General features: G+C 61.5%; 25 protein-coding genes and 1 tRNA gene. 17 read left to right on the top strand and 9 right to left on the bottom strand.

What is annotated here, in order from left to right:
• Nucleotides 1–17: 17 nt before the first annotated feature.
• On the bottom strand, nt 18–281 hold the full coding sequence (locus tag BR24_RS11835; protein WP_496541685.1) for a co-chaperone GroES: 264 nt from the start codon (nt 279–281) through the stop codon (nt 18–20).
• Nucleotides 282–482: 201 nt separating this feature from the next.
• Between BR24_RS11835 and BR24_RS11830 the strand changes: the two genes are divergently transcribed.
• The 3 genes from BR24_RS11830 to BR24_RS11820 all read left to right on the top strand — a co-directional run bounded on the left by BR24_RS11830 (nt 483) and on the right by BR24_RS11820 (nt 3250).
• A complete protein-coding gene (locus BR24_RS11830; RefSeq protein WP_496541684.1) occupies nt 483–1958 on the top strand; it encodes an alpha,alpha-trehalose-phosphate synthase (UDP-forming) in 1476 nt (491 codons plus the stop codon).
• A 14-nt stretch (nt 1959–1972) separates the two neighbouring features.
• Nucleotides 1973–2206 carry a hypothetical protein gene (locus tag BR24_RS11825; RefSeq protein WP_496541683.1) on the top strand — a complete coding sequence of 78 codons (234 nt, stop codon included), beginning with the start codon at nt 1973–1975 and terminating at the stop codon, nt 2204–2206.
• A gap of 216 nt (nt 2207–2422) precedes the next feature.
• The gene (locus BR24_RS11820) at nt 2423–3250 is read left to right on the top strand and encodes a substrate-binding periplasmic protein (protein WP_496541682.1); all 828 of its coding nucleotides are present in this window, start codon (nt 2423–2425) and stop codon (nt 3248–3250) included.
• A 49-nt stretch (nt 3251–3299) separates the two neighbouring features.
• Here BR24_RS11820 and BR24_RS11815 read toward each other — a convergent pair.
• Nucleotides 3300–3376 (bottom strand) — tRNA-Pro (locus BR24_RS11815).
• A 212-nt stretch (nt 3377–3588) separates the two neighbouring features.
• Here BR24_RS11815 and BR24_RS11810 point away from each other — a divergent pair.
• From BR24_RS11810 to BR24_RS11745, 14 genes are all read left to right on the top strand, one after another.
• Complete coding sequence (locus BR24_RS11810; RefSeq protein ID WP_496541681.1) at nt 3589–4641, top strand: protein-glutamate methylesterase/protein-glutamine glutaminase; 1053 nt, start codon at nt 3589–3591, stop codon at nt 4639–4641.
• Nucleotides 4642–4672: 31 nt separating this feature from the next.
• A complete protein-coding gene (locus BR24_RS11805; RefSeq protein WP_496541680.1) occupies nt 4673–6610 on the top strand; it encodes a HEAT repeat domain-containing protein in 1938 nt (645 codons plus the stop codon).
• Complete coding sequence (locus BR24_RS11800) at nt 6611–7489, top strand: CheR family methyltransferase (RefSeq protein WP_496541679.1); 879 nt, start codon at nt 6611–6613, stop codon at nt 7487–7489.
• Nucleotides 7490–7533: 44 nt separating this feature from the next.
• The gene (locus BR24_RS11795) at nt 7534–7902 is read left to right on the top strand and encodes a response regulator (RefSeq protein WP_018123671.1); all 369 of its coding nucleotides are present in this window, start codon (nt 7534–7536) and stop codon (nt 7900–7902) included.
• Between the two features lie 57 nt (nt 7903–7959).
• Nucleotides 7960–11058: an Hpt domain-containing protein gene (locus tag BR24_RS11790; RefSeq protein WP_496541678.1), complete on the top strand. Its 3099-nt coding sequence runs from the start codon at nt 7960–7962 to the stop codon at nt 11056–11058.
• A gap of 681 nt (nt 11059–11739) precedes the next feature.
• Nucleotides 11740–12261 carry a GAK system XXXCH domain-containing protein gene (locus tag BR24_RS11785; RefSeq protein ID WP_496541677.1) on the top strand — a complete coding sequence of 174 codons (522 nt, stop codon included), beginning with the start codon at nt 11740–11742 and terminating at the stop codon, nt 12259–12261.
• A gap of 30 nt (nt 12262–12291) precedes the next feature.
• Nucleotides 12292–13446: a hypothetical protein gene (locus tag BR24_RS11780; protein WP_496541676.1), complete on the top strand. Its 1155-nt coding sequence runs from the start codon at nt 12292–12294 to the stop codon at nt 13444–13446.
• Nucleotides 13447–13466: 20 nt separating this feature from the next.
• Nucleotides 13467–13733 carry an amphi-Trp domain-containing protein gene (locus tag BR24_RS11775; protein ID WP_496541675.1) on the top strand — a complete coding sequence of 89 codons (267 nt, stop codon included), beginning with the start codon at nt 13467–13469 and terminating at the stop codon, nt 13731–13733.
• 3 nt (nt 13734–13736) lie between these two features.
• Complete coding sequence (locus BR24_RS11770) at nt 13737–15398, top strand: phosphate signaling complex PhoU family protein (protein WP_496541674.1); 1662 nt, start codon at nt 13737–13739, stop codon at nt 15396–15398.
• A 21-nt stretch (nt 15399–15419) separates the two neighbouring features.
• Nucleotides 15420–16292: a GAK system ATP-grasp enzyme gene (locus BR24_RS11765; protein ID WP_496541673.1), complete on the top strand. Its 873-nt coding sequence runs from the start codon at nt 15420–15422 to the stop codon at nt 16290–16292.
• The gene (locus tag BR24_RS11760) at nt 16289–17386 is read left to right on the top strand and encodes an HprK-related kinase B (RefSeq protein ID WP_496541672.1); all 1098 of its coding nucleotides are present in this window, start codon (nt 16289–16291) and stop codon (nt 17384–17386) included. Before BR24_RS11765 ends, BR24_RS11760 begins: the two co-directional genes overlap by 4 nt.
• Nucleotides 17387–17395: 9 nt before the next feature.
• Nucleotides 17396–18580 (top strand): GAK system CofD-like protein, encoded by a 1185-nt coding sequence (locus tag BR24_RS11755; protein ID WP_496541671.1) that lies wholly within the window; start codon nt 17396–17398, stop codon nt 18578–18580.
• Nucleotides 18581–18614: 34 nt separating this feature from the next.
• On the top strand, nt 18615–19157 hold the full coding sequence (locus tag BR24_RS11750; RefSeq protein WP_496541670.1) for an amphi-Trp domain-containing protein: 543 nt from the start codon (nt 18615–18617) through the stop codon (nt 19155–19157).
• Between the two features lie 15 nt (nt 19158–19172).
• Nucleotides 19173–19358, top strand: coding sequence for a hypothetical protein (locus BR24_RS11745; protein ID WP_496541669.1), 186 nt, complete (start codon nt 19173–19175; stop codon nt 19356–19358).
• A 121-nt stretch (nt 19359–19479) separates the two neighbouring features.
• Here the strand turns inward: BR24_RS11745 and trpA are convergent, their stop codons facing one another.
• Genes trpA through BR24_RS11710 form a run of 7 tightly spaced genes read right to left on the bottom strand, consistent with a single transcriptional unit; the run spans nt 19480 to nt 25817 of the window.
• Nucleotides 19480–20247, bottom strand: a complete 768-nt coding sequence (gene trpA / locus BR24_RS11740; RefSeq protein ID WP_496541732.1) for a tryptophan synthase subunit alpha — start codon at nt 20245–20247, stop codon at nt 19480–19482.
• A gap of 9 nt (nt 20248–20256) precedes the next feature.
• On the bottom strand, nt 20257–21417 hold the full coding sequence (gene trpB / locus BR24_RS11735) for a tryptophan synthase subunit beta (protein ID WP_496541668.1): 1161 nt from the start codon (nt 21415–21417) through the stop codon (nt 20257–20259).
• A complete protein-coding gene (locus BR24_RS11730; protein ID WP_496541667.1) occupies nt 21414–22055 on the bottom strand; it encodes a phosphoribosylanthranilate isomerase in 642 nt (213 codons plus the stop codon). The genes trpB and BR24_RS11730 overlap by 4 nt, the downstream gene beginning before the upstream one ends.
• A complete protein-coding gene (locus BR24_RS11725; RefSeq protein ID WP_496541666.1) occupies nt 22052–22828 on the bottom strand; it encodes an indole-3-glycerol phosphate synthase TrpC in 777 nt (258 codons plus the stop codon). The genes BR24_RS11730 and BR24_RS11725 overlap by 4 nt, the downstream gene beginning before the upstream one ends.
• A complete protein-coding gene (gene trpD, locus BR24_RS11720; RefSeq protein ID WP_496541665.1) occupies nt 22818–23828 on the bottom strand; it encodes an anthranilate phosphoribosyltransferase in 1011 nt (336 codons plus the stop codon). Before trpD ends, BR24_RS11725 begins: the two co-directional genes overlap by 11 nt.
• 11 nt (nt 23829–23839) lie before the next feature.
• Nucleotides 23840–24412 (bottom strand): anthranilate synthase component II, encoded by a 573-nt coding sequence (locus tag BR24_RS11715; RefSeq protein ID WP_496541664.1) that lies wholly within the window; start codon nt 24410–24412, stop codon nt 23840–23842.
• On the bottom strand, nt 24393–25817 hold the full coding sequence (locus BR24_RS11710; protein ID WP_496541663.1) for an anthranilate synthase component I family protein: 1425 nt from the start codon (nt 25815–25817) through the stop codon (nt 24393–24395). The genes BR24_RS11715 and BR24_RS11710 overlap by 20 nt, the downstream gene beginning before the upstream one ends.
• Nucleotides 25818–25837: the final 20 nt, after the last annotated feature.

Below are 25837 nucleotides of genomic sequence, written 5' to 3'. Positions count from 1 at the left end.
TGCGAAGCTCCTTTCCGCTACTGTTCGACAATGGCGAGGATGTCGTCCTCACGCATGATCATGACGTCTTCGCCGTCCGCACTGAATTCGGTTCCGGCCCACTTGGCGAAAAGCACGGAGTTTCCTGCTTCAACGCTCTTGCATTCGGGACCGGCGGCGAGCACTTCGCCGCTCATGGGCTTTTCCTTGGCCGCATCGGGGATGATGATGCCGCCGGAGGTCTTTTCCTCTTCGGGGAGACGCTTGATTATCACGCGGTCGTGCAGGGGTTTAAGAGCCATGATTCTCTCCTTGTCTAATGGGATTGTCCCCGTTCGGGGATTGTCGTTAACGTAAACCGCTGAGCTACATAAGCCGCCTGTGCGACTTGTCAACCCGGAAGGGCGGAATTTCCTTTCCACAACGTCGCCTTGCGTTCGCCCATTTGAAACGGTATGCCTGATATCAGATGAAAATCCGTAGCGAACGGAAAAGGAGATATGATGACTGACACCGGAATGAGGCGCCTCGTCGTGGTTTCCAACAGGCTCCCTGCCGCCCTGAAGTTCGTGGACGGCGAGTGGACCGTCAAGGGCGGCGCCGGAGGGCTCGTCACCGCCCTCGCGCCCGTTCTCAAGAACCGCGGAGGTGTCTGGATCGGCTGGGACGGCGCGTTCGGCGCCGAGGAAGAGTCCAAGCGGCTGCTGGACGAGTTTTCCGGCGAGGCAGGGTACGAGCTCAAGGGCGTCCCCCTCACCGAAGATGAGGTGAAGAAGTATTACTTCGGGTTCTCCAACGAAATCATCTGGCCCCTGTTCCATGACCTGCAGACCCGCTGCCGCTTCGATCCCGAATACTGGCGCAGCTATCTCGAAGTGAACTTCAAGTTCGCCGAGAGCGTGGCACGCATGACCAGCAGCGAGGACTTCATCTGGGTGCACGACTACCATCTCATGCATCAGGCCTTCTTTCTCAAGAGCATGGGTGTCAAGCGCAGCATCGGGTTCTTCCTGCACATCCCGTTTCCGCCCCCGGACATCTTCCTCAAGCTGCCGTGGCGGCAGAAGCTCATCCTCGCCCTCACCGAGTTCGACCTCGTGGGCTTTCAGACCACGCAGGACCGCTACAATTTCGAGCGCTGCCTCGAGATGCTGGCCCCGGACGCCAAGGTCAGCGGCGAGGGGGCCGTGGTCTCGGTGGAACTTCGCGGCCGCGAGTTTCAGGCCGGGACGTTCCCCATCGCCATCGACTTCAACCAGTTCGACGGTATGGCCCGCGACCGCGAGGTGGCGCACGAGGCGTTCCGCATCCGCGAGGCGCTCAAGCACCGCAAGATCATCCTCGGCGTGGACCGGCTGGATTACACAAAGGGCATCCCCGAGCGCATCCTCGCCATCCGGGAGCTGTTGCGGCTGTACCCGGACCTCAAGGGCAAGCTCAACTTCATCCAGATAGCCGTGCCCTCTCGCGAGGACGTGGACGAGTACAAGGAACTGCGCGACGAGATCGAGCTGCTCGTGGGCCGCGTGAACGGGGAGTTCTCCATCCCGGGCTGGGTGCCGGTGCATTATCACTACCGCTCCCTGCCGCAGAAGGAGCTTACCTCGTACTACGCGGCGGCGGACATTGCGCTGATCACCCCGCTTCGCGACGGCATGAACCTCGTGGCCAAGGAATACTGCGCCTGCAACGTGAACGAGTCGGGCGCGCTGATTCTCAGTGAATTCGCCGGCGCCGCGGCGCAGCTTCAGGAATGGGCGTACCTCGTGAATCCCTATGACCTCGAGGGCGTGGCAAAGGCCATCCACCGGGCCATTCACTGGGACATCGAGGAGCGTCGCGACTCCATGAAGAACATGCGCGATCAGGTGCGCAGCCACAACATCTACTGGTGGGTCGACTCTTTCCTGCAGGCCGGGATATCCAAGAATCTCGACGATTTTCCGTCGGTGGATACCGTGCGGTTCGAGAACAACTAGCCCGCGGACGGCACATGCTGACGCTCAAGTGCGCCGCATGTCGCGGCAAGCTCTGGAAGTATCACAAGATCGGTCAGGGAGAAGTCCTCCGCTGCCACAAGGACCGCATCGACAAGGTCTGGAACATGGAGGAGCGCAACGGCAAGGTCTACTGTCCCTGCGGCGAGGCCGTGGGCATCGACAAGGGGACCTTCTTCAAGATGAACAAAGGCGCGTTCACCTACAAGGGGACCAAGGTGAACAAGTAGTCGTTAGACCTTTTAGTCCCGGTATAGATTCGGCCCGGCGGATGCGTCCGTCGGGCCGTTCTTTTCCGGATGCCTCGGCCTGCCGTCGGGAGGCCGAGGCTCGAGCGGAAGAGAGGGGCGGTGGAGAAAATCATGGAGCTATTGCGGGTAAAAATAGGATAAGCAAGGGGAAGGCACGAGGCCATTTTCGGTGAACAGTCTTGCAGGGGGAGGGGGATGAGAAAGGTATCGGGCGTTGTTTTCCTAGCGGGATTCATTGCCTTTTGCGTTTGCGGCGTAAGTCTTGCCGGCGAACGAATAACGCTGGTCGGAGACGACAACTATCCCCCTTACACATACCTTGAAGACGGGAAGGCCGCCGGGATTTACGTGCGGATTCTGGAGCGGGTGCTCCCGCTAGTCGAAGGGTATGATGTAACCCTGAAACTCAAGCCTTGGAGAAGGGCTCTCGAGGAAGCCGAAAAGGGCGAGGCGTTCGGTGTGTTCCCACCGTATTTCCGACCGGAGCTTCGTCCATGGATGACGCGGTATTCCGATCCGATTGTTCTGGAAGAAGTCATCATCGTCTGCAACAGGGAGGCGGCCTCAAGAGTCCGCTGGCCATTTCCGCAGGGGTATCGAGGCATGATGTTCGGAAACAATCTGGGGTTTGCGGCGGGAGGGACGTCCTTCATGAGCACGGTTCGGAGCGGAGACATTTTTCTGGATGAAGCCGGCGGGACGTACACCAACCTGAAGAAGATCGTTCTCAAACGGATTGACTGCTATATCAATGACCGACGCGCCATTTATTGGGCCTTCAAGAACCTCGCCCTCTCTGAGCCTCCGGAGGGGTTGGCTGAACGGTGGCGGCTGAACCTGAACCGGGAGAACGTTGTGGAAATGCAGGTGCTCCAGGTCGATGCCGGTCATATAGGTTTCTCCTCTGAAGTGGACGCGGCTGACTTCATTAGAAAATTTAACGCCGCCCTCGCCGAGGTGCGGCAGCGCGGCGATGTGGAGCGGATCATCAAGGAGTACGAGCAGGCTGTCGGCATTGAGTGACCATGAAAAAAGGGCTTGCGGCAAATTGCCGTAAGCCCTTGGAATTTCATGGTCGGGATGGAGTGATTCGAACACTCGATCTCTGCGTCCCGAACGCAGCGCTCTACCAAACTGAGCCACATCCCGTCGTGATGAGAGATGGCTTTTAGCTGAATCAGAAATGCTTGGCAAGGAAAAATTATACTTGAGAGATGTTGGACAAAAAAATGAAATATTCATACTATTACCTACCGATACTCTGACCGTCCTGACCTCCTTGCCGGACCGGGCTGGCCGCGCGGGGACGGGAGACGGAATGGGTGTCTTGTTTTTGTTACTGATCTCAAGGAGTTGAGTCTGTGATTAAAGTCGTGGTCGTGGATGATTCCGCCTTCATGAGAAAGGCGATCAGCACCATGTTGAGCAAAGATTCCGAAATTCAGGTCGTTGCGTCGGCCAAGAACGGTCAGGAAGGGCTGGAGGCCGTTCGGCAGCATGACCCCGACGTGGTGACTCTGGATATCGAAATGCCCGTCATGGACGGTCTTTCCGCGCTGCGGCGCATCATGATGGAGATGCCGCGCCCCGTGCTCATGGTCAGTTCTCTGACCACGGAAGGAGCGGAGTCCACCCTCAAGGCGATGGAACTCGGCGCGGTCGACTTCATCCCCAAGCAGCTTTCCAAGGTCTCGCTGGATATCATCAAGATTGAGAAAGACCTGATAAGCAAGGTTAAAAGCGTTGCCCGGCGCAAGCTCCGGCCCATTCCGACACGCAGCGCCACGGCGACGAAACCCGCGCCCCGCGAGATGCCGCGTCGGCACGCCGGAGGAAAGGTGGCGCGCGACGTGGTCGCCATCGGCGTCTCCACCGGCGGGCCCCCCGCGGTGCAGAAGGTGCTTTCCCGGTTTCCGGCGGATTTTCCCGCGAGCATCGTCATCGCCCAGCACATGCCGGGCGCCTTCACGGGGCCCTTCGCCAAGCGGCTGGACGGCGTCAGCAAGATCACCGTCAAGGAAGCCGAAAACGGAGACGTGCTCAAACCCGGACATGCCTATGTCGCACCGGGCGGGCTGCATCTCAAGCTGGACCAGAAGGTCAGCCAGATAAACCTTGTTGTTTCCCCCGATCCCGGCGACGCGCTGTACAAGCCGTCGGCGAACGTGCTGATCAGCTCGGTGGCCGGAGCGGTCGGTCGGCGCGGGCTGGGGGTCATCCTGACGGGAATGGGCAGTGACGGCGCCGAGGGCGTCAGGGATTTGAAAGCGAAAGGCGGCAGGGCGCTTGCCCAGAGCGACGCCACCTGTGTCGTCTATGGCATGCCCAAGGCCGTCGTTGACGCCGGCCTTGCGGACGAGATCGTCGATATCGACGACATGGCCGAGGCGATCATGACCAACATCTACAAATAGGGTCGAAGACAAGCATGGAGGCCACAGCCCGATGACCGACTGCAACGAGTACTTGAATCAACTGGACAGCGACGACAGGGAAGTCGTGCGGGAAGGTGCCTTTCGCGCAGGTGAAGCCATGTGCGCGGAAGCGGTTCCCAAGCTGGCGGAACTGTTGAAAGTGAACAATCTCGGGGTGCAGGAGGCGGCGGAAAGTTCGCTGCGCAAGATTGGCGGCAAGGCCACGGTGCACGCCGTGCTGCCGCTGCTTCGCTCGGAAGACCCGCCGGTTCGCAACCTGTCAATGGACATTCTGCGCGAGATCGGCGGGGAAGACCTGCCCTCGCTCATGGATATGATGACCGACAGCGACGACGACATCCGCATTTTCATGTCGGACATTCTGGGCTCGTGCAACAACGTCATGGCGGTTCAGCCGCTTTGCGAGGCGCTGCTCAGGGACCCGGAGGTCAATGTTCGCTATCAGGCGGCGGTGAGCCTCGGCAATCTCGGTTACGTCGAGGCGGCCGAGTGTCTGAACAAGGCCATGCAGGACGACGAGTGGGTTCAGTATGCCGTCATCGAGGCGCTGACCAAGATTCAGCATTCCAGTTCAGTGGACGCGCTGGTCAAGGCGCTCGGCAAGTCTTCTGACCTTGTCGCCTCAATGATCATCGACGCGCTCGGCGAAATGGGCAACGTCAAGGCCGTGACCATGCTGCTGCGGCGCATGGAGGACTCTCCCACGGCGCTGCGGAACAAGATCGTCAAGGCCGTGGTCAACATCCTCGGCGGCAAATCCCTCAAGCTGCTCTCCGGCGAGGAGCGGGAGAACTTCCGCGAATACATGCTGGCAGCCCTGAAGGACGAGGACGAGGAAATTCAGGACGCCGCCATTCAGGGGCTCGCCTTCGTGGGCGGCCAGAAGGCCTCGCAGGGCATCCTGCTGCTGGCTGAAGAGCTTGACCCCGACACCGATCAGGAGCGGCTCAAGGCGATGGTGGACGCGCTCGCGTCCATCGGGCTGACCGACGCCATGCGCAACGCGCTGACCGGGGAGTCCCCGAACGCGGCCGCGGTTGCCGTGGAGGCTCTGGGACAGGCCGCGGATGCCGGCAGCCGCGAAGTGCTCGATACGCTCATCGACTCTTTCTGGAACGTGGACCTCTACGTTCAGCGACAGATCATCGGCGTACTGGCCGTTCTTGCGGGCGACGAGCAGCGCGAGTTCCTCATGGACGTGCTGGAGCGTCACGACGACGGAACCGTCATCAAGGCCGCCGCGCACTGCCTGGGCGTGACGCTTCGTCACGAGCCCGCCGCGGACGGCATCTTCGCCCTGCTGCAACATCCTTACGACGACGTGAAGGAGGCCGCCCTCGACGCGCTTATCGCCATCGCAAGTCCCGAGGTGCGCCAGCGCTTCGTGGAGCTCTTCTCCAGTCCCGAGCCCATCGACAGGCTCATGGCCACCTATGCTCTGGGCAAGCTCGGCGAACCCGAGAACATGGCGCAGATCGTGGACGCACTGAGCGACGAGGTGCCGGACATTCGCAAGGTCGCCGTGGAGGCGCTGGCCGAGGTCTGCACCGACTCCTGCGGCTGGGCGCCGCACCTCAAGCCCATGCTGAGGGACGAAAACAAGGACGTGCGTCTTGCCGTCATCGAGGTGATGGGCAACCATTGCGAAGAGGAATTCGTGGGACATCTCATCGAGGCTCTTGGCGACGAGGACGACTGGGTCCGCATCAGGGCCGTGGACGCGCTCGGCGCCAAGGCGATTTCCGATGCCGTGCCGCGGCTGGTCGAGCTGTTGGAAAGTCCCAACCGTTTCGTTGCCATGAAGTCCGTCGAGGCGCTTGGCAACATCGGCGGCACCGCGGCTTTCCGCGCGCTGCTGGCCGCCTCGGACAGCGACGACTACGAGCTGGTGCAGGCGGCCGAGGACGCCATCGCCCGCATCAGGGAATCCGAGGAAGCGGGCAGTTAGATGTCGTCTCTTTTTTCCAAAACAATCACCCTCGGCCGGGAGCTCAAGATCACGGACGAGGAGTTCCGCAACCTGCGCGACTTCATTTACACGCAGTGCGGCATCTACGTTGCCGACAACCGCAAGTACCTGTTGGAAAACAGGCTGGGCAACCGCCTGAAGAAGCTCAGCCTCAAGGACTTCGGGGAGTACTACTATTATTTGCAGTACGACTCGGGCAGGCGCGAGGAACTCAAGAAGCTGTTCGAGGTCATCACCACGAACGAGACGAGTTTCTACCGAAACCCGCCGCAGCTGAAGGTCTTTCAGGACAACATCCTGACCGAGGTCATCGAGCGCTGCAGGAAGGCGGGGCGGAAGCAGTTGAGAATCTGGTCCGCGGGATGCTCCACCGGGGAAGAGCCGTACACCATCGCCATGATCATCCACGAGCTGCTCGGGCAGGAGGTGGGGTCCTGGGATATTCGGATAACGGCCAACGACCTCTCGCAGCGCGTGCTTGAGTCAGCCCGCAAGGGCGTCTACAGCGACTACAGCCTGCGGACCACCCCGAAGGAGATCATCGAGCGCTACTTCGACTCGGACGGCAAGAGCTTCGCGGTGCGTCCGGAAGTGAAACGGCTGGTGCATTTCGGCCAGATCAACCTCAAGGAGAAGTCGCAGCTCAAGATGGTGGAGCGTTCGGACATCGTGTTCTGTCGCAACGTCATCATCTACTTCGACGATGAAATGAAACGGCAGGTGATCAACGCGTTCTACGACAATCTCAAGCCCGGGGGATACCTGGTGATCGGTCACTCCGAGTCGCTGCACAACATAAGCAGGACCTTCAAACCGAATCATTATCCCGGCGCGATCATCTACCAAAAAGAGGCATGAACTGATATAGTCTATAGGGACGAAGTCTTCCAAACGGAGGAATCATGGCTAAACATATTCTGATAGTGGACGATTCAAAGACGGTAAGGAACCTTGTGGCCTTCATCATGAAGAAGGAAGGATTCAAGGTGACCACGGCCGAGGACGGTCTCGACGGGCTGGAGAAGCTCTACGGGGCCGGCGAGGTGGACCTGATCGTTTCCGACGTGAACATGCCGCGCATGGACGGTCTCACCTACATAAAGACGCTGCGTGAGCAGGACGCGTACAAGGACATCCCCATCATCGTCCTCTCCACCGAAGGGCAGGACAAGGACATCGAGGCGGGATTGACGCTCGGCGCAAACCTGTACATGGTAAAACCGGCGCAGCCGGAAAAACTGGTGCGCAACGTCAAGATGCTTCTGGGATAGCAGGCGCGGGCCCGCTTCGACGGGGCTTTGCGTGCTGCATCAATCAGGGAGAACAGGATGAGTCAGGATTTTCTGGATCCGGAAATATTGGCCGACTTTTTCATGGAGGCCAAGGAACACCTTGAAACCATTGAGCCGAATCTACTCGAACTGGAGCAGAACCCGGACAATCTCGGGCTGCTCAACGAGATATTCAGGCCCATGCATTCGCTCAAGGGGGCTTCGGGTTTTCTGGGTCTGAACAAGATCAACGGCCTCGCCCACAAAGCCGAGAACATCCTGGACGAACTGCGTCAGGGATCGCTGACCGTTACGTCGGCCATCATGGACCTCATCCTTTCCGCAACCGATGCCCTGAGGAACATGGTGGAGAATCTGGAGACGCATGGTTCCGAAGGCGATTTGGACACCACTCCCATCATCGACCGGCTCGACGCCGCGCTTGCGGGCGAGCTGGAGCCGGATGGCGCGGCCCCTCAGGCAGCGGAGCCGGAAGTGGTGACCGAACAGCCCGCCGAAACCGTTCCCGAGCCGCCGGCAGCACCGGAGGCGGCCCAGGCCGCCGAACCGGCACGGCAGGATACCGTAACCGAGCAACCGGAGAGCAGGCCCATGCCCGAGTTCACCCCAGTCCCGGACCCGGATTTTGACCCGACCCCCTACTCGCTGACCACCGTCGGAGAAGGGCACCTTTCCGATTTCCTCGAAGAGGCTCAGGAGATCATCGAGAACCTGAACAGCTCTCTGCTGGCTCTGGAGGGCAACCCCGACGGAAGCAGCGAGCTGGTCAACGACACCTTCCGGTACTTCCACAATCTCAAGGGCAACAGCGGTATCATCGGGTTCAGGGAACTCAACGGCCTCACCCACGAGGCCGAAACGCTGCTCAATTACGTACGCAAGGGCGAGATGCCCTGCACCCAGCAGATAGTGGACCTCATGCTCTACGTGGTGGACCGCATCGAGGAGCTCGTCAACAAGATCGAAGTGGAGGAAGGCCGCGTCACGCCCATGGACATCAGCATGCTCGTGCAGGTGCTCCAGAAGGTGACCGAGACCGGCGACTCCTCCTATGCAGGCTCCATCCTCGGAGAAGGGAACGGGGCCGCATCCCAGCCCTCCTCGGCCCCGGCGGCCGAGCAGGCCCCGGAAACCACTGCCCAGCCCACAGCAGGCGGGCAGGAAGAAACCAGTCAGGAAGCGCCAGTGCAGGAATTCGACCCCGAGGACGCGGAACTGTTCGATCAGACCATCAGCCAGCAGATACAGGCTGCGGTCCAGGCCCTGAAGATGCTGCGTGAGGACTCCTCGCAGAGCGAAGTGGTCGACGGTCTCTTCCGATCGCTCCAGACCATTCAGAACTCCGCAGGATACATGGGCTTCGGCGACATCCGGACCTATGCCGAGCGCACCCTCGGCCTCGTGGATCAGGGGCGTAAGTCCGACATGGACTTCGGCCTCATGCTGGACCTGCTGGATCAGGAATTCGACATTTTGAAGGATATGCTGGATGTGGCGCTCGAAACCGTCCGCCAGTCCATGGATCCGAACGCGTCGGGCGGCGAGGACGAAGCCGCGCCCGCAGAACCCGTCGCCGCTCCGGAGCCTGCTCCCGAGCCCAAGCACGAGGTCTCCGCGGAAGCCGCCCCGGAGCCGAAGCCCGAGCCCGCGCCGGCCCCCAAGCCCGCACCCGAGCCGGAGCCGAAGGCAGAGGCCGCGCCCGAGCCTCCGCGCGAGGCCGAAAAGCCCGAGGCAAAGCCGCAGAAGGCCGACAACACGCCCGCCCAGTCCACGAGGAGTGCCATGAGCAACGTCAAGGCCGCCGTGCAGGCCGATCAGGGAGCCGGCGCTTCCTCCGCTCCGGCCAAGCACAAGGCGTCTACCACCATCCGTGTTGACCACCACCGGCTCGACCATCTCATGAACCTGATCGGCGAGCTGATCATCAACCGCAACCGCTACTCCATGCTCGCCCGCGCCCTCGAAGAAGGGGAAGAGGAAGTCCACGTCGTCGCCCAGCAGCTCACCGAGACCACTTACGCCATGGCGAGGATATCCGACGACCTTCAGGACACCATCATGAAAGTCCGCATGGTCCCGGTTCAGACCGTCTTCTCCCGCTTTCCGCGCCTCGTGCGCGACCTCAGCCGCAAGAGCGGCAAGCAGGTCGAGCTCATCATGGAAGGTGAAGAGACCGAACTCGACAAGAGCGTGGTCGAGGAGATCGGCGATCCGCTCGTCCACCTCGTGCGAAACGCCGTGGACCACGGCCTCGAAGACGAACAGGAACGCGTCCAGAACGGCAAGAGCGTCAAGGGTCACGTCTGGCTGCGCGCTTACCACAAGGGCAATTCCGTCGCCATCGAGGTCGAAGACGACGGACGCGGCATCGACCCCGACCGCATGCGAGCCACCGCCGTGCGAAAAGGCGTCATGACACAGGAAGAAGTCAACGCCCTCGACGACCGTGAAGCCATCGAGCTCATCTTCCATCCCGGCTTCTCCTCCGCAGACAAGATCACCGACATCTCCGGCCGAGGCGTCGGCATGGACGTGGTCAAGACCAATATCAAGAACCTCAAGGGCAGCGTTCATACCCAGTCCGAAGTGGGCAAGGGAACCAAGCTCACCCTGACCCTGCCGCTGACCCTCGCCATCATCGACGCCCTCATGGTGCAGGTCGCAGGCGATACCTTCGCCATCCCCCTCGACGCAGTCTCCGAGACCACCAAGCTCGAACGCTCCAAGCTCTCGGACGTCAACAGCCGCAAGGCCGCCACCATGCGCGGCGAAGTCCTCGGCATCGTCGAACTCGCCGAACTGCTGGACCTCGCCCCAAGCGCCGAAGAGCGCGACATCCTCCCCGTCGTCGTCATCCACGACAACGACCGCAGGCTCGGACTCGTCGTGGACCGCCTCCTTGAACGACAGGAAATCGTCATCAAGCCGCTCGGACAGTATCTCAACAACTTCAACCTCAAAGGACTGTCCGGCGCCACCATCATGGGCGACGGCTCCGTGGTGCTCATCCTCGACCCCCACGAAGTCTACAGCCTGTCCACACAACTCACCCGCCAGCCCGGCGGAGGCTCCGGCAGCGAACGCCAACAGCAAGTGCGAGGCTCCGACGCTCCCGCACTGCCCTCGGGCAAATAGCCAGAAAAGACAAGACGATGGAGAGGCCGGACTGCATGCAGTCCGGCCTTTTTTGTCTCCGACGGGCAGGGGTCCGCCCCTGCACCCCGGCAAAGGGGCGGGCCCTGTTTGCAATCTCTGGGATGTCAGCGGGGTTGCAGCGCATGGTTCATGCGGTCGCACTACCCGCGTCCATACTGCACCCCGCTGACGGGGATTTGGTTTCCGTGCCTCTTGGCTTACGGGTTCCTTGAGAGGGCGGCTGCCCCCACCTGCCAGCGATGGTCGTCCAACAGGCTGAAACCTGTAACGGATGCCAAGCGGCAATGGCTCCGATGAATCCCGACTGCGGGGGGTGCCGGTCTGATGCCTCCATGTCGAGTCTTAGGGATGTAGTGAATATTGTTTTCCTTTTTAGTCTGTTGCACCCCGTAAATCGCTTTTGTGAAACTTTTGTGAGCATTGTAGCAACTGATGCTTCCCATTGTAGTGTGGCGAAAGTGTTACAACGACACTCTGTGGAGGTTCTGAAAACGCAGTATGGCCTTTGGTGCATCGATTATAATTACAGGCTTGTGACGCGGGAAACGGTTTCGTGATACCGAAGGGTGTGAGTGAAGAAATGTATCGTTTCTGTGTCCTTGGTTGATCTGTCGTCAGGAACGTATACAAGGGATACTTCTATCATGGAGGTGGAAAACTGTGAGTGAAGAAAGCAAGATCGCGCGTTTTATGGAAAAGCAGGAGCTCGTTTCCTTCTTCAGGGATGTTGCCGATGCGCTGGAGAAGGGCGGCAAGCCTGGACTCGAGGCGCTCGAGGACTTCAGGAAGCTGAAGATCGGGGTCAAGAACGAGTTCGGCCAGTTGGAACTCAAAATGAAAATCAAGCCCGAAAAGCAAGAAGCCGCTGCGGCGGATGCGAGCGGCCAGCCGGGGCTGCCGAAGTACAAGACATTGAAGAAGCGCATGAAAAGCAGCTTCAAGATGATCTTCACCATGCTTCACGACGGCGCGATGCCGCCCGAACAGGCCGTTGAATCCTTTCTTTCGGATTCCGACCTGATGGTCCGCTACGCGGGGTACGGCGACGAGTATTACGAGGACTACACCAAGGCGTGCGAGTCGTTCCGCAAGGCATACGAGGCGGGAGACGTGCAGACGCTCGTCGCAGCCGTGGATGCGCTGGCCGAGCAGAAGGGTCGCTGCCACGCGAAGTACGACTGAAATCCCAAAGAAGCGCACAGGGAGAGCTCAGTGAGTAAAAAGAAGAGTGAAGTGGACTGCCGCGTCTTTCCGGAAGTGCAGGCCGAAGAGATAACGGATGACGACCGCAGCCGGTTTTTTCAGGTCGTCTCCGTGGACCTTGCCCCGTGGCAGGTGGAGCAGGTGGTGAACCCCTCGCACCAGTATGTGCGACAGGAAGCGCTGCTTGCGGTGCACTGGCACCCGGAGTTCGTGTCCATGGACCACATCCACCGCCGGGTGAACGCCATGTTCCCCAATCGCAAGGAGGAGCTGCTCATACCGACCCAGCACAATGTGCTCATGAGCTGGGACGAGCACAGTGGCGTGGAGGTGGACTGCTACGCGAGCGGCTTCCACCGCAAGGTGCAGCTGTTGCTGCATTTCACCAACGACAAGGTCGAGGACGCCAGCGTGCTGAAGTCGATGCTGGCGCATACGTTCAAGTACCGCTCCAGTCAGTTGTTCGACTTCATGCACACCATCACCTCGCCGGACGAGGAGCGCATCGGTCGGGCCGCCAAGTCCACGGGCGCGGACGAGGAACTCATCGCCTTTGTCCACGCCAACGTCCGCAAGATTCAGAGACTCCTCGACGACGAGTGGACGAACATTCCCCGCATGTCGGTCAAGAACAAGCTGCTGCGCAACTGGTTCGACACCATGCGTACGGAGCTCGGCGACAACGCGGTGGATCGCGTGCAGGCCTACCTCAAGGCGGTCAAGAAGCTCGTCAAGCAGGGGTTCAACCTCAAGTTCTTCTACCGGGCCAGCGAAATCATCGAGGAAGTCCGCGGCCTCGGCGGCTGCGTCGTCATCCCGCACCCGGAGCAGTTCTGGCCCATTCTGCTGCGCAACTACGATGTTGACGGCATCGAGGTCTGGAACCCCCAGTCGCAGGAGTACACGGAGTTTCTCATTTCCGTGGTGAATGAACAAAACGCGAGGCGGACCGCGTCCGAGCGGCAGATGTTCATCTTCATGGGCGACGACTGTCACATGGGCGAGAAGACCAAGCCGCTGGAACAGCAGGATACGAAAAAGGCGGCCCGCGAAATCGGGCTTCAGCCCGCATGGGACGACCTGAGCATCCGCAAGAAGCTCATAGTCAACGGCATCAGCCGTCGTTCCGTGATCAGGGAGTACAGAGAACGTCTGGCCGGATAGCCGGATAACGGAGGAAAGTCATGTCTGAAGAAAAGTTCCTTTTCGATTCGCTGCAGGACTGCGAGTCCATCTGCTCGTTTCTGGAGTCCCTGACAGAGGGTTTCAGAAAGGGCAGCATCACCCTGTCCACGAACGGTGACGAGATCGTCATGCATCCGGAAGGGCTGCTGAATTTCACGGTAAAGGCCAAGCGCAAGGGGGGCGAGAACAAGCTCGCTCTTAAAGTCAACTGGAAGCAGACCTCCGGCCCCAGAGAAGGCGAGCCGGGATCCCTGAAGGTTCGATAGCTCATGATCACATTCGAAGGACTCGACGAGAACTTCAAGTTCCTTGTCCTGGAAGTGGATAATCAGGCCCGGTCGGCGCAGCGCTTCATCGAGGCCCCCTCGCGAAAGAGGTTCTCCAGAATCACCTCGCGGGACGACTACATCGACAACCTGAAGACGATCATCGAGAACAAGTGCTATTCGCGGATACATTCCGACCGCGATCTGGACCGCAACCAGCTCAACAAGATCAGGGCGGTCCAGATCATGGCAGTCAATCTGGAGCGCATAGCCGACCATTTCGTGAACATCGTCAAGCAGATGCAGTACCTCGACGACAACGGGTTCATGGACCGGTTCGACTTCGAAAGGAGCTTTGAACTGATCACTGACACCTTTGCGCTCATCCGGCCCGCGTTCCACGAGGAGGACATGTCCAAGGCCCTGACGATCTGCAAGGCGGAGCCCGAGCTGGATACCGTCTACAAGCAGAACTTCGACAGGATTCTCAATGAGATGGGCATGGGCCGCGACGCCCAGAGCCTTGTGACCGTGCTGTTCATCTATCGGTATCTGGAGCGGGTGGGCGACGCCCTGCTGAACATTGGCGAGGCCGTCATCTTCTCGCTGCTGGGCGAGCGCATCAAGATCGAGCAGTTCGACGCGCTGCAGCAGACCCTGAGCAAGTCCGGGTTCAGCGACTCGTTCTCGGACATCGACTTCCGGGCCATCTGGGGCACGCGCTCCGGCTGCCGCATCGGCAAGGTCGAGCAGCGCGAAGGGCAGGAGCAGGAAGGGCGCTCGCTGGCCGAGAAGCACGGCAGCATATACAAGGAAGGAAATCTGGAGAAGATCCGCAAGGAGCGCATGAGCATCAAACGCTGGCAGTCCCTGTTTCCGGGACTCGTGGCCGAGATATACGGCTTTCACGAGGACGCGGACAAGGGGGCCATGCTGGTGGAGTTCCTCAACGGCTGCACGCTCGACGAGGTTGTTCTGTCCGGAGAGGACGACTTCGTGCGAAACGCCCTGTTCATCTTCGAGAGCACGGTGCTGGACACATGGACGACCACCATGGAGCGCCTGCCCGTGAAGACCAACTACATAGGGCAGATACAGTCCCGACTCGACGACGTGCTTCAGATGCACCCGGAGTTCTGGCGCACACCGCAGAATCTCGGCGGCACCGAAGTGGAGTCCACCGAGGAGCTCCTCCGCGAGTGCGCGAGTTTCGAAAGCGAAATCGAGGCGCCCTTCTCCGTGTTCATCCACGGCGACTTCAACATCAACAACATCGTCTACAATCACGGGGCCCAGCAGGTCCACTACATCGACCTCTACCGTTCCAGAGACTTCGACTATGTTCAGGACGCTTCGGTGTTCCTGATCTCGAACTTCCGGATGCCGGTGTTCGACGAGGCGCACAGGAGCCGCATCAACAATGTGATCCGGCAGTTCTACCGGTTCTGCAAGGGCTTCGCGCAAGAGCATGAGGACCCCACCTTCGAGGCGAGGATGGCCTTCGCGCTGGCGCGGTCCTTCTATACGTCCACGCGGTTCGAGCTCAACTACAAGTTCGCCCGCGAGATGTTCAACAGGTCCATGTTCCTGCTGGAGAAAATCTATCACTTCAGGGACGGGGACTGGGAGCAGTTCTCCCTGCCCACGGATGTTCTGTACTACTAGCCGTCAACGAGGAGCTTAGGCGTGAAAATTGGAGTAATCGGCACCAGCGGCGGCTGGTCTTCGGAGAAACTTGCGGACACCGTCGCCGAAAAGACCGGAGAGAGAGTTCTCATCAGCATGGATCAGGTCCGCCTGGATCTGCCCTCGGGAAACGCATACTACAACGGGCACAATCTCAGGGACTTCGACGCCCTGATCATCAAGAAGATCGGTTCGCGCTACTCGCCCGACCTGCTGGATCGGCTTGAAGTCCTCCGCTACATTTCTGAAAAGGGGACGAGGATCTTCAGCTCCCCCCTGTCCATCCTTCGCGTGCTGGACCGCCTGAGCTGCACCATCACCCTGCAGCTCGAGGACATCCCCATGCCGCCCACGACCATCACGGAGAGCGTGGATCAGGCCCTGCACGCGGTGGCGGAGTACGGCGAGGCGGTGTTCAAACCCCTTTACACCTCCAAGGCGCGGGGCATGTTCGTGCTCAAGGACGGCCCGGGCGCCCGCAAGGCCATCGAGGAATACAAGGCGGAGAACCCGATCATGTACATCCAGAAGACCATCGAGCTGGGCGACCTTGATCTGGGCATAGCCTTCCTCGGCGGCGAGTACATCACCACCTACGCCCGCTGCAAGACCAACGGAGCGTGGAACACCACCACCGCTTCCGGCGGCAAGTACCGGGCGTACGAGCCCCCGCAGGAGGTCATCGACCTCGCCTACAAGGCCCAGTCGCGGTTCGACCTGGACTTCACCTGCGTGGACGTGGCCATGACGGATGACGGTCCCTACGTGTTCGAAGTATCCGCCTTCGGCGGCTTCCGCGGTATTCAGGAAACCAGCGGCATCGACGCCGCGCAGCGATACGTCGACTACGTCATGAGGAAGGTGAAGGCATGAGACTCACCGGAACCACTGTTCGGGAGATGGCGGAAGCGGTGCGCGAGAGCGTCCCCGCAGTGAGGGAGCTGCTTCTGGATCTGGGCGGCTGCGTCATGGCGGCGCGCAGCAGTTCGGACGCCCTGCATGACGCGCTTGCGGATTATTTCAAGGAATTCACCATCGCGTCCGGCGAGCCGGACATCGTGATAACCGCCCACGAAACCGCGGTCCCGGAAACGGACTTCGAGTTCAACGTCAAGCAGCCCGATCCGGGCAAGACCAAGATCAAGGAAGAATGGGTGGACCTGCCGGACGGGCGCATCGTGAAGAAGCGGATCACGGGCATGTACTTCGTGTTCGGCCGGGGCGATAACGTTGCGGTGGGGCCGTGTCTTGAAAATTCCAATCAGGTCATCAACTTCATCAACAACCGCTTCATCGAGTGGAAGCTGAACCGGGGCGGATTCCTCGGCCACGCGGCCGGTGTGATCCATGACGGGCGCGGTATCTCTCTTGCGGGATTCTCCGGTGCCGGCAAGAGCACGCTGGCGCTGCACCTCATGAGCAGGGGCACGACTTTCGTCAGCAACGACCGCGTCATCGTGGAGAACAACGGCGCCGGCCTGACCATGTACGGCGTGGCCAAGCAGCCCAGAATCAACCCCGGCACCGCGCTGAACAACCCGGACCTGTGCGATATCGTCGAGCCGGAGTTGCGGGAAGCGTTCATGTCCATGCCCAAAGAGGAGCTTTGGCAGCTGGAGCACAAGTACGACGCGCTCATCGACGAATGTTACGGTCCGGGGCGGTTCCGGCTGCGCTGCGGGATGAACGCCCTCGTCATCCTGAACTGGAAGCGCGGCCACGGAGCCATGAGACTTGCCAAGGTCGATCCGCGTGAGCGGCGCGATCTGCTCCCGGCATTCATGAAGGCGACCGGCCTGTTCTACCTGCCCGACGACCCCTCGCGCGAGGAGGACCCCGGTGAAGATCAATACGCCGAACTGCTCGCAAAGGCCGACCTGCTGGAGATTTCCGGCGGCGTGGACTTCGACGCGGCGGCGGACGCGTGCATCCGGTACATGAAAACCGGCGACGTGGATGAGCACTGAGGGAGCCGAATGCGAATCAGCATCACCAGAGAGGTCGGCATACCCGACCCGCTCAAGCTGGAGCGGTACAAGCGCGCTCCGGAGATGGGGCCACGGGTTCTCTTCTTCAGCGGCGGATCGGCGCTTCGCGGGGTCTCGCGGGAGTTGACGCGGTATACGCACAACTCCATCCACTTCATAACGCCTTTCGACTCCGGCGGCAGCTCCGCCGTGCTCAGGCAGGCGTTCAACATGCTCGCGGTGGGCGACATCCGAAACCGCCTCATGTCCCTCGCGGACCAGTCGGTTCAAGGCAATCCGGAGATATTCGACCTGTTCGCCTACAGGCTGCCCAAGGACAAGTCGCAGGACTCCCTGTGCGCGGAGCTCGACTCTCTCGCCCGGGGCAAGCACCGGCTGGTGCGGCGCATCCCGGACCCCATGCGCAAGATCATCCGCAACCACTTCCACCAGTTCATCGATTCCATGCCGACGGACTTCGACCTGCGCGGCGCGAGCCTCGGCAACCTGATGCTGACCTCGGGGTATCTGTTCAACAGAAGACAGATGGATCCGGTGATCTACATTTTCTCCAAGCTCGTGCAGGTCTGCGGCGTGGTTCGCCCCATCGTGACCAAGAACCTGCACCTCGCGGTCAGGCTGCAGGACGGCCGCGTCATCGTCGGACAGCACCGCATGACCGGGAAGAGCACGCCCCCCATCTCCTCCCCGGTGGAAAAGATCTGGCTCACCGGATCGCTCGAGGACGAGCGCCCTGCACATGCGGGCATCCGCAACAAGGTGAAGGAGAGGATAGCGGAAGCGGAGCTGATATGCTTCCCCATAGGCAGCTTCTATTCAAGCGTGGTGGCGAACATCCTTCCCGAGGGGGTCGGCGGGGCGGTGGAGGCCAACCGCTGCCCCAAGATATTCGTCCCCAACCCCGGGCACGACGTGGAGGCGCTCGGACTGAGCGTCGCGGACCAGACGCGGCTGCTTCTGGATTATCTGGCCGAAAGCGGGGCCGGTGACCCGGCTGCCGCGCTCGGGTACGTGCTCGTGGACAGTCGGGGCGGCCTGTATCCCAACGGGCTGGAGCTGGAAAGGATTTCCGAAATGGGCATCAGGGTCGTGGACTGCGGTTTTGCGGCAAGAGAGGACGGCGCCAAGGTCGATGACCGACTGCTGGCCGATATCCTGCTGTCGCTGACATAGTCTTCAAAGGATATGTAACCCCAGGAGGTTTGCGATGGAAAAACAGAAACTTGAAGTCAAGATGATGCTTCCCTACGAGGAGGCTGTCGAGTATCTCGAGAGCTTTTTGGCGAGTCTCAAGTCGGGGCGGGTGGTCATTCGCAAGGATGACGAGGTGGTCTCGATGGAGCCTGCGGAGCAGCTGCACTTGACCATCGGCGCCAAGACCAAGAAGGGCAGACACAAGTTCTCGTTCGAGGCTTCCTGGGAGGACACCACCGACAGCGGGTTCTCCATTTCCGACAAGCTCCCCGAGTCTGTTGGGGACAAGTCCGGCGAGGCTGACGAAGCGGCTTCGAAACATAAAGCCGCTGCCGCGCCTTGTCCCTGCGGCGAGACTGCTTCGGCGAAGCCCGATGAGGCCGCCCCGGAGCCGGCCACGGAAGCGGACGCAGGGAATGCCGAGGCGGACGGGGTGGCTGGAAAGCCAAAGGCCTCCAAGGCGGCAGCCAAGTCTGCGTCCAAGCCCGCCGCCAAAAAGACGGCCGCGAAGGGCAAGAGCGCTCCCGCGTCGAAGGCGAAGACGGCCAAAAAATAAGGATGGAGCACTGCTATGGAAACCAAGGAACGGCCTGACGACGTTTTTGACTGGAATGAACTGCGGGACATCTTCCACATTCAGGAGTCGGAGGTCTCCGACGAGGGGCAGCGCAGGAAGATTCTTGATAAAATCAACGCGATAGCTGACGAGTACGGTCGCGATTACGTGCTGAGAAAGATCGCTCTGACCGGAGAGTAGTGGACTTCACGCCGCCGCCCGGCCGTGCATTGTTCGCCGGGCGGCCCGAATGGAGCGGAAAAGGGACCTGCGAATTCTCGCGAGGTCCCTTTTGCTTTTGTGCATGAGGTGGTGGTCCGTCTTATTTCCAGCGCTCCATGAAGGAGGCGCAGTCCCCGCCGTCGTTGATATGGTTGATGAGAGCGGAGCCGAACACCGCGGCGTCCGCAAGCCCCTGCAGCTCCTCCAGCTGTTCCGGCTTGTGGATGCCGAAGCCGAGCGCCACGGGAATGTCGAAGGCCGCCTTGGCTTCGCGCAGTTTGTCGAGAACTTCCGCGGGCAGCTCGTCGCGCTGGCCGGTGGTGCCGAGCACGGAGACGAAGTAGCAGAAGCCGCTGCCGCATTCGGCGTAGAGGGTCATGCGTTCGGGGCCGGTGTTGAGTCCCACGAGCGGGATGAGCGATACACCGTGTGCCTCGAGGGTTTCGCGCAGTGCGGCGGATTCGTCCGCGGGCATGTCGGCGATGATCAGACCGCTGATGCCGGCCTGTTCGCAACGCCGGGCGAATCGTTCCGGGCCGTACTGGAGGACGGGGTTCAGGTAGCCCATGAGCAGCAGTCCGGCGTTGAAGCGTCCTTTGCGTTCCATGAGGCCGTCGAGGATATAGTCGAGGTTCACCCCGAGTTCCAGCGAGCGCAGGGAGGCTGCTTCCACGGCGGGTCCGTCCGCGACCGGATCGGAAAAGGGCATGCCGATTTCGATGACGGACGCTCCGGCTTGGTCCAGCGCTTCCAGTTCGGTCCAGAAGCGGTCGAGGTCCGGGAATCCGGCGGGGAGGAAGGGGATCAGGGCGGTGCGGCCCTGTTCGTTGGCCTCCCGGATGCGCTTGGTCAGAATTGAAGTCATGATGCGTCTCCTTTAGATGAGGCCCGCGACGATGCCCATGTCCTTGTCGCCGCGTCCGGAAAGGTTCACGAGAATGTGCTGTCCCTGAAGGTCGTCCGCGTTCTCAAGCGCCCATGCCAGCGCGTGGGAGGATTCGAGCGCGGGGATGATGCCTTCGCGGCGGGCAAGGAGCTTGAAAGCGTTCAGGGCCTGCGAGTCGTTGATGGTCACGTATTCGGCACGGCCGCACTGTTGCAGCCCCGCGTGCTCCGGGCCCACGCCGGGGTAGTCCAGCCCCGGGGCGATGGAGTGCGACGGCAGAATCTGGCCTTCGTCGGTCTGGAGCAGGCGCGTGCGCATGCCGTGCAGCACGCCTTCCGTGCCGAGGTTCAGCGGAGCGGAGTTGTGGCAGCCTTCCTCGCCGGACCCGGCGGCCTCGACGCCCACCAGCCGCACGGATTCGTCGGGCACGAAGTGATGGAACGCGCCGATGGCGTTGGAGCCGCCGCCGACGCAGGCGGAAATCGCGTCGGGCAGACGGCCGGTGCGGTCAAGAAATTGCTGTCTGGCTTCCTCGCTGATGACGGCCTGCAGCTCGCGCACCAGCAGCGGGAACGGATGCGGACCGGCCGCCGTGCCGAAGCAGTAGTGCGTGTCGCTCTGTGTGGCGATCCAGCGGCGCAGGGCGGCGTTGATGGCGTCCTTGAGCGTGCGGGTGCCGGACTCCACCGGGATGATCTCGGCTCCCAGCACTTCCATGCGGCGCACGTTGGGTTCCTGCCGCTCCACGTCCTTGGCGCCCATGTAGACGAGACATTTCATGTCCATCATGGCGGCGGCTGTGGCTACGGCGACGCCGTTCATGCCCGCGCCGGTCTCGGTCAGCAGCACCTCTTTGCCCATTTTGCGGGCCAGCAGCGCCTGTCCGAGGGTGTTGTTGATCTTGTGCGCGCCCGAATGGTTCAGGTCCTCGCGCTTGAGCCAGATGTTGACGCCCGTATCTTTCGAGAGGTTGGGACAGGGCGTGAGCGCCGAGGGGCGCCCCACGTTGTCCTTGAGCAGTCGCTTGAAGTCGTTCTGAAAATCCTCGGTGTAGAGGATTTCGTCCAGTGCGCGCTCCAGTTCGATGAGCGGCGGCATGAGCAGTTCCGGCACGAACTGACCGCCGAAATCTCCGAAGTATCCTTTTTTCATGACTCTTCCCTCAACCGGGAGAAAACGTCCCGGATTTTTTTGCTGTCCTTGATTCCCGGCCCGGACTCGACGCTCGAATTGAGGTCAAGCCCGCAGGCGCCCGTCTGGAGGGCGGCCTGTACGTTGTGGCTTCCGATATTGCCTGCAAGGAACCATGGTTTAATCATTTCAATATTTTGTAAGGTTGTGAAGTCGAAGCTCTCCCCGTGCCCGCCGCCCTTGGTACCGGCGTCGAACAGTAAGTGCCTGCAATAGGGCGAGAAGCGGTCCACCTGGTCCTGAAGCGAGGCGGCGGACTCGTGCCGCTGGGGCCACAGCACCTTGATGACCCGGTCGCGTCCGACGGCCTCGCAGATCTCGGGGCCGTGGTCGCCGTGCAGCTGGGCCAGATCGAGCCGACATGCGTCCATTATGGAACGTATCTCCTGCGCGTCCTGACGCACGAACACCCCGACCTTTTCCGGAAAGCCTTCGGGGACGGACCGCACGAAATCCGGTTCCGCGCAGCGCGGGCTGGGTTCGTGGAAGATGAAACCGATCATGTCCACGCCGAGAGCCGTGCACAGCTTCACGTCTTCCATGCGCGTCATGCCGCAGACTTTTATCAGCGGCCGGGGGCGGTTGCCGTAAAGGATCATTCACTTGCTCCCGTCAGCCGGTCCAGCTTGGCGGCCGGATCGTCGGCGAGCATCAGGCTCGTGCCGACAAGCACCGCGTCAAAACCCATGGCCGCGACCTCCTCCACCTGTTCTCGTGTATCCACGCCGCTGGCGCTGATCCAGAGTTCGCCCTCTGCCCTGTCCTGCACCAGCCTGCGCGAAATCGTCAGCGTGGTCTTCAGGGTGTCGAGGTCGCGGTTGTTCACCTGAATCACCTCCGCTTCGGCTTCGCGAGAGCGGATCAGATCGGCTTCGTCGAAGATCTCCACCACCGGGGTCAGGCCTGCGGAGGTCGTCAGGCGGACCATGTCCCTGAGTTCGGCGGAGTCCTGAAACATCCGCGCGATGAGCAATACGGCCGAGGCAGGTGTGGATGCGGTCTGGGCGATCTGCAACGGGTCGAGGATGAAGTCCTTGCGCAGCAGCGGCAGCCTGCAGGTCTGACGCGCCATGAACAGGTATTCCGGCACGCCGCCGAAGTATTCCGGTTCCGTGAGCACCGACATGGCGGCGGCTCCGTGACGTTCATACAGCTCGGCGGTGTCGAGAATGTTGGCGTGCTCGCGAAGCCGGCCCTTTGAAGGGGACTTGGGCTTGAACTCCGCGATCACGGCGCCGGGTCCGAGCGCACGGATGGCCGCGACAAAGGACGGGCGCTCTCCCTGAAACGCGGCCGGGATGCGGCCCTGCGCGAACTCCGCGTGGAGCATGTCTATCTCGGCCTGTTTCGCCTTGCGGAACTTATCCAGCATTGGGGATGCCTCCGGAAAGCCCTTCGTTGACCTTGTCTCGCGCGATGTCCGCGCACTCGCGCAGGGTGCCTTCGCCCAGCAGGTTCAGGCAGGCCGCGAGGTTTACCGCCACCATGTCCATCATGGCTCTTGGGCCGTTCCCGTCAAGGATTTCCCGCAGCACCGCAACGGCCTGCGCGCGGTCCTGCACGCGCACGTCTCCGGGTGAATGGGCCTTGAAGCCCATCCTGTCGGGGTTGATGGTGGTCTTTTCCATGATGCCGTCGTGGATGAAGTAGCCGCGCGCCGGGCCGAAGGTGGTCACCTCGTCGAATCCACCGGTGCCGGAGATGACGAAGGCGCGATCCACGCCGGTGAGCAGCAGGGCCTCGCCCATGATCTGCAGCCGTTCGGGGTCGCCCACGCCCATGAGCTGGTGCGACGGGCGGGCCGGATTCAGCAGCGGACCCATGAGGTTGAAGACGGTGCGGATGCCCAGCGCCTGCCGGATGGGCATGACGTGCTTGAAGGCCGGGTGGTAGGCTGGCGCGAACAGGAATGTGAAGTTGGTTTGGTCGAGCTGCTTCGCGGCTTCCTCCGGGGCGTTCTCGATGGGCACGCCGATGTCTTCGAGGGCGTCCGCGCTGCCGCAGGACGATGACAGGGCGCGGTTGCCGTGCTTGGCCACGCAGTGTCCCATATCCGCGAGGAACAGGGCGGTGGCGGTGGAGCAGTTGAAGCTCATGGAGCCGTCGCCGCCGGTGCCGCAGGTGTCGATGACCGGTCTGCCGTTGGGGCCTTCGTAGCCGGGAATCTTCAGGGCGCGCTCCAGCCCGGCCCGCACGCCTGCGGCGATATCGGTGGAGTCCTCGCCCTTGGCGCGAAGGCCCATGAGAAAGGCCCCGGCCTGTGCGGGGTGCAGGTCGCCGTTCATGAGGCTGTCGAACATGGTGCTGGCCTGTTCGTCGGTGAGGCTTTCGCCTTTTGCCAGAGTGTCCAATATATTGGCTGGTGTCGTCATCTCGGGCCTCCTTACAGACCGCTGATGTTCAGGAAGTTCTTGAGCAGCTTCGGGCCGTCCGGGGTCAGGATGGACTCCGGGTGGAACTGGACGCCGTGCCACGGCCTGTCGCGGTACCTGAGCCCCATGATCTCGCCGCGGCCCGCGGTGGCGGTCACGTCAAAGGCCCGTGTGCCGTCGGGCTCCACGATGAGCGAATGGTAGCGGCAGACCTCCATGCCCGAGGGCAGGCCCTCGAACAGACCTTCGTTCTCGTGGAACACCTTGGAGGTCTTGCCGTGCATGATCCGTCCGGCGCGGGTGACCTTGGCTCCGGCATGGTGTCCGAGGCACTGGTGACCGAGGCAGACGCCCAGCACCGGCACCACGTGCGGCAGGCGGTTCAGGAACTCGAGGCAATAGCCCGCGTTGTCGGGGTTGCTGGGGCCGGGAGAGATGCACACGCGGTCGAGGCGTCCGTCCGCGGCCATGTCCAGCAGTTCGGGTCTGTCGTTCTTCACCACGACCGGGTCGGCTCCGAGCTGCTGGAAGGCCTGCACCAGATTGAAGGTGAACGAGTCGTAGTTATCTATGAGCAAAAACATCGGTTCCTCCGCGTCCGTTGATGACTTCCATGAGAACGCGCGCCTTGTTGCGGCATTCCTCCCATTCCTTTTCGGGCACCGAGTCGTGAACGATGCCCGCGCCCGCCTGCCAGTGGCACTGGCCGTTGCGGACCCACAGGCTGCGGATGGTGATGCCCGTGTCGAGGCTGACCGAATCTGAGTCGAGGCCGAGGAAGCCGATGCAGCCGCCGTAGGGGCCGCGTTCCTGCGGTTCCATTTCGGAGATGATCTCCATGGCCCGAACCTTGGGCGCCCCTGAAAGCGTCCCTGCCGGGAAGGTGGCGCGGAGCACGTCCACCGCGTCCAGTCCGTCCTGAAGCTCGCCTTCCACATAGGAGGTCAGGTGCATGACGTGGGAAAACCGCTCCACATTCATGAACCGCTTCACTTCCACGGTGCCGGGGTTGGAGATGCGACCGAGGTCGTTGCGGCCGAGATCCACCAGCATGACGTGTTCGGCGCGCTCCTTGGGGTCGGCCAGCAACTCGTCGGCGAGGGCGAGGTCTTCGCTCTCGTTGCCGCCGCGCGGGCGGGTGCCGGCGATGGGGCGCACTTCGAGCCGTCCCTCTTCGCAGCGGACCATCATCTCCGGCGAGGAGCCGAGCAGGGTCCCGTCGCAGCCGGGCAGCTTCATGAAGAACATGAACGGCGAAGGGTTGGCCTGCCTGAGTCTGCGGTAGATGCGGAACGGATCGTCCGGAAGGGGCACGGTGAAGCGCGTGGAGAGCACGGCCTGAATGCATTCGCCGTCCGCGATGAGTTCCTTGGTCTTTTCCACGGCGCGCAGGTATTCGTCGCGTTCGGGATACATCTTCGGTTCGCTGGCTTCCGGAGCGGCGAGGTCGGTGCCCCATTCGGCGGCGGCCGGACGCGGCACGGAACCCTTGTCCAGCGAGAGATAGCAGCAGGAGTGGCGCAGGTGGTCGAACAGCACCATCTGGCCCGGCAGGTTCAGGCACGCCTCGGCGTCCTCGGGCTTGACGCTATCGGCCAGCTTGGGTTCCAGCATTCCGGCGATGCCGTATCCAAGATAGCCGTAAAGGCCGCGCGTCAGTGCGGGCAGCGGGCCGTCGTCGGTCTCCTGTTCCACGGCAACGGCGCGAAGCACGCGGCGCAGGCCGTCGAGGAAGTTCATGCCCGAGAGTTTTTCCAGCGGCTTGAGGCGTTCATCCGTGGCTTCCACGGCGAGCTTGCCGTTCTCGGGGCGCAGCGAGAGGCGGAAGTCCCAGGCGATCAGGGTGTAGCGTCCGAGTCGACCGTCCACCTCGGCGGATTCCAGCAGGATGCCGGGGGCGTCGCCCACAAGCCCGAGATACAGGCTGATGGGGGTCTGGACGTCCGCCGGGAGCCATTTCCCGTACTGCTTGAGTTGAATGGGTTTCATCGTTCCTCCGTTTATGGTTT

This window comes from Pseudodesulfovibrio halophilus DSM 5663, assembly GCF_059568665.1.
The sequence above is the reverse complement of the archived record's forward strand: the minus strand, read 5'-3'. Positions and strand labels throughout refer to the sequence as shown.

Excerpts from the sequence above, each read along its gene's own strand:
- BR24_RS11730 (WP_496541667.1), bottom strand. The coding sequence starts at position 22,055 with ATGATCCTTTACGGCAACCGCCCCCGGCCGCTGATAAAAGTCTGCGGC.
- BR24_RS11725 (WP_496541666.1), bottom strand. The coding sequence starts at position 22,828 with ATGCTGGATAAGTTCCGCAAGGCGAAACAGGCCGAGATAGACATGCTC.
- BR24_RS11800 (WP_496541679.1), top strand. The coding sequence starts at position 6,611 with ATGTCGTCTCTTTTTTCCAAAACAATCACCCTCGGCCGGGAGCTCAAG.
- BR24_RS11750 (WP_496541670.1), top strand. The coding sequence starts at position 18,615 with ATGGAAAAACAGAAACTTGAAGTCAAGATGATGCTTCCCTACGAGGAG.
- BR24_RS11715 (WP_496541664.1), bottom strand. The coding sequence starts at position 24,412 with ATGTTTTTGCTCATAGATAACTACGACTCGTTCACCTTCAATCTGGTG.
- BR24_RS11820 (WP_496541682.1), top strand. The coding sequence starts at position 2,423 with ATGAGAAAGGTATCGGGCGTTGTTTTCCTAGCGGGATTCATTGCCTTT.
- BR24_RS11805 (WP_496541680.1), top strand. The coding sequence starts at position 4,673 with ATGACCGACTGCAACGAGTACTTGAATCAACTGGACAGCGACGACAGG.
- BR24_RS11790 (WP_496541678.1), top strand. The coding sequence starts at position 7,960 with ATGAGTCAGGATTTTCTGGATCCGGAAATATTGGCCGACTTTTTCATG.
- BR24_RS11795 (WP_018123671.1), top strand. The coding sequence starts at position 7,534 with ATGGCTAAACATATTCTGATAGTGGACGATTCAAAGACGGTAAGGAAC.
- BR24_RS11825 (WP_496541683.1), top strand. The coding sequence starts at position 1,973 with ATGCTGACGCTCAAGTGCGCCGCATGTCGCGGCAAGCTCTGGAAGTAT.
- BR24_RS11830 (WP_496541684.1), top strand. The coding sequence starts at position 483 with ATGACTGACACCGGAATGAGGCGCCTCGTCGTGGTTTCCAACAGGCTC.
- BR24_RS11775 (WP_496541675.1), top strand. The coding sequence starts at position 13,467 with ATGTCTGAAGAAAAGTTCCTTTTCGATTCGCTGCAGGACTGCGAGTCC.
- BR24_RS11760 (WP_496541672.1), top strand. The coding sequence starts at position 16,289 with ATGAGACTCACCGGAACCACTGTTCGGGAGATGGCGGAAGCGGTGCGC.
- BR24_RS11835 (WP_496541685.1), bottom strand. The coding sequence starts at position 281 with ATGGCTCTTAAACCCCTGCACGACCGCGTGATAATCAAGCGTCTCCCC.
- trpD (WP_496541665.1), bottom strand. The coding sequence starts at position 23,828 with ATGACGACACCAGCCAATATATTGGACACTCTGGCAAAAGGCGAAAGC.
- BR24_RS11755 (WP_496541671.1), top strand. The coding sequence starts at position 17,396 with ATGCGAATCAGCATCACCAGAGAGGTCGGCATACCCGACCCGCTCAAG.
- BR24_RS11745 (WP_496541669.1), top strand. The coding sequence starts at position 19,173 with ATGGAAACCAAGGAACGGCCTGACGACGTTTTTGACTGGAATGAACTG.
- trpB (WP_496541668.1), bottom strand. The coding sequence starts at position 21,417 with ATGAAAAAAGGATACTTCGGAGATTTCGGCGGTCAGTTCGTGCCGGAA.
- BR24_RS11770 (WP_496541674.1), top strand. The coding sequence starts at position 13,737 with ATGATCACATTCGAAGGACTCGACGAGAACTTCAAGTTCCTTGTCCTG.
- BR24_RS11710 (WP_496541663.1), bottom strand. The coding sequence starts at position 25,817 with ATGAAACCCATTCAACTCAAGCAGTACGGGAAATGGCTCCCGGCGGAC.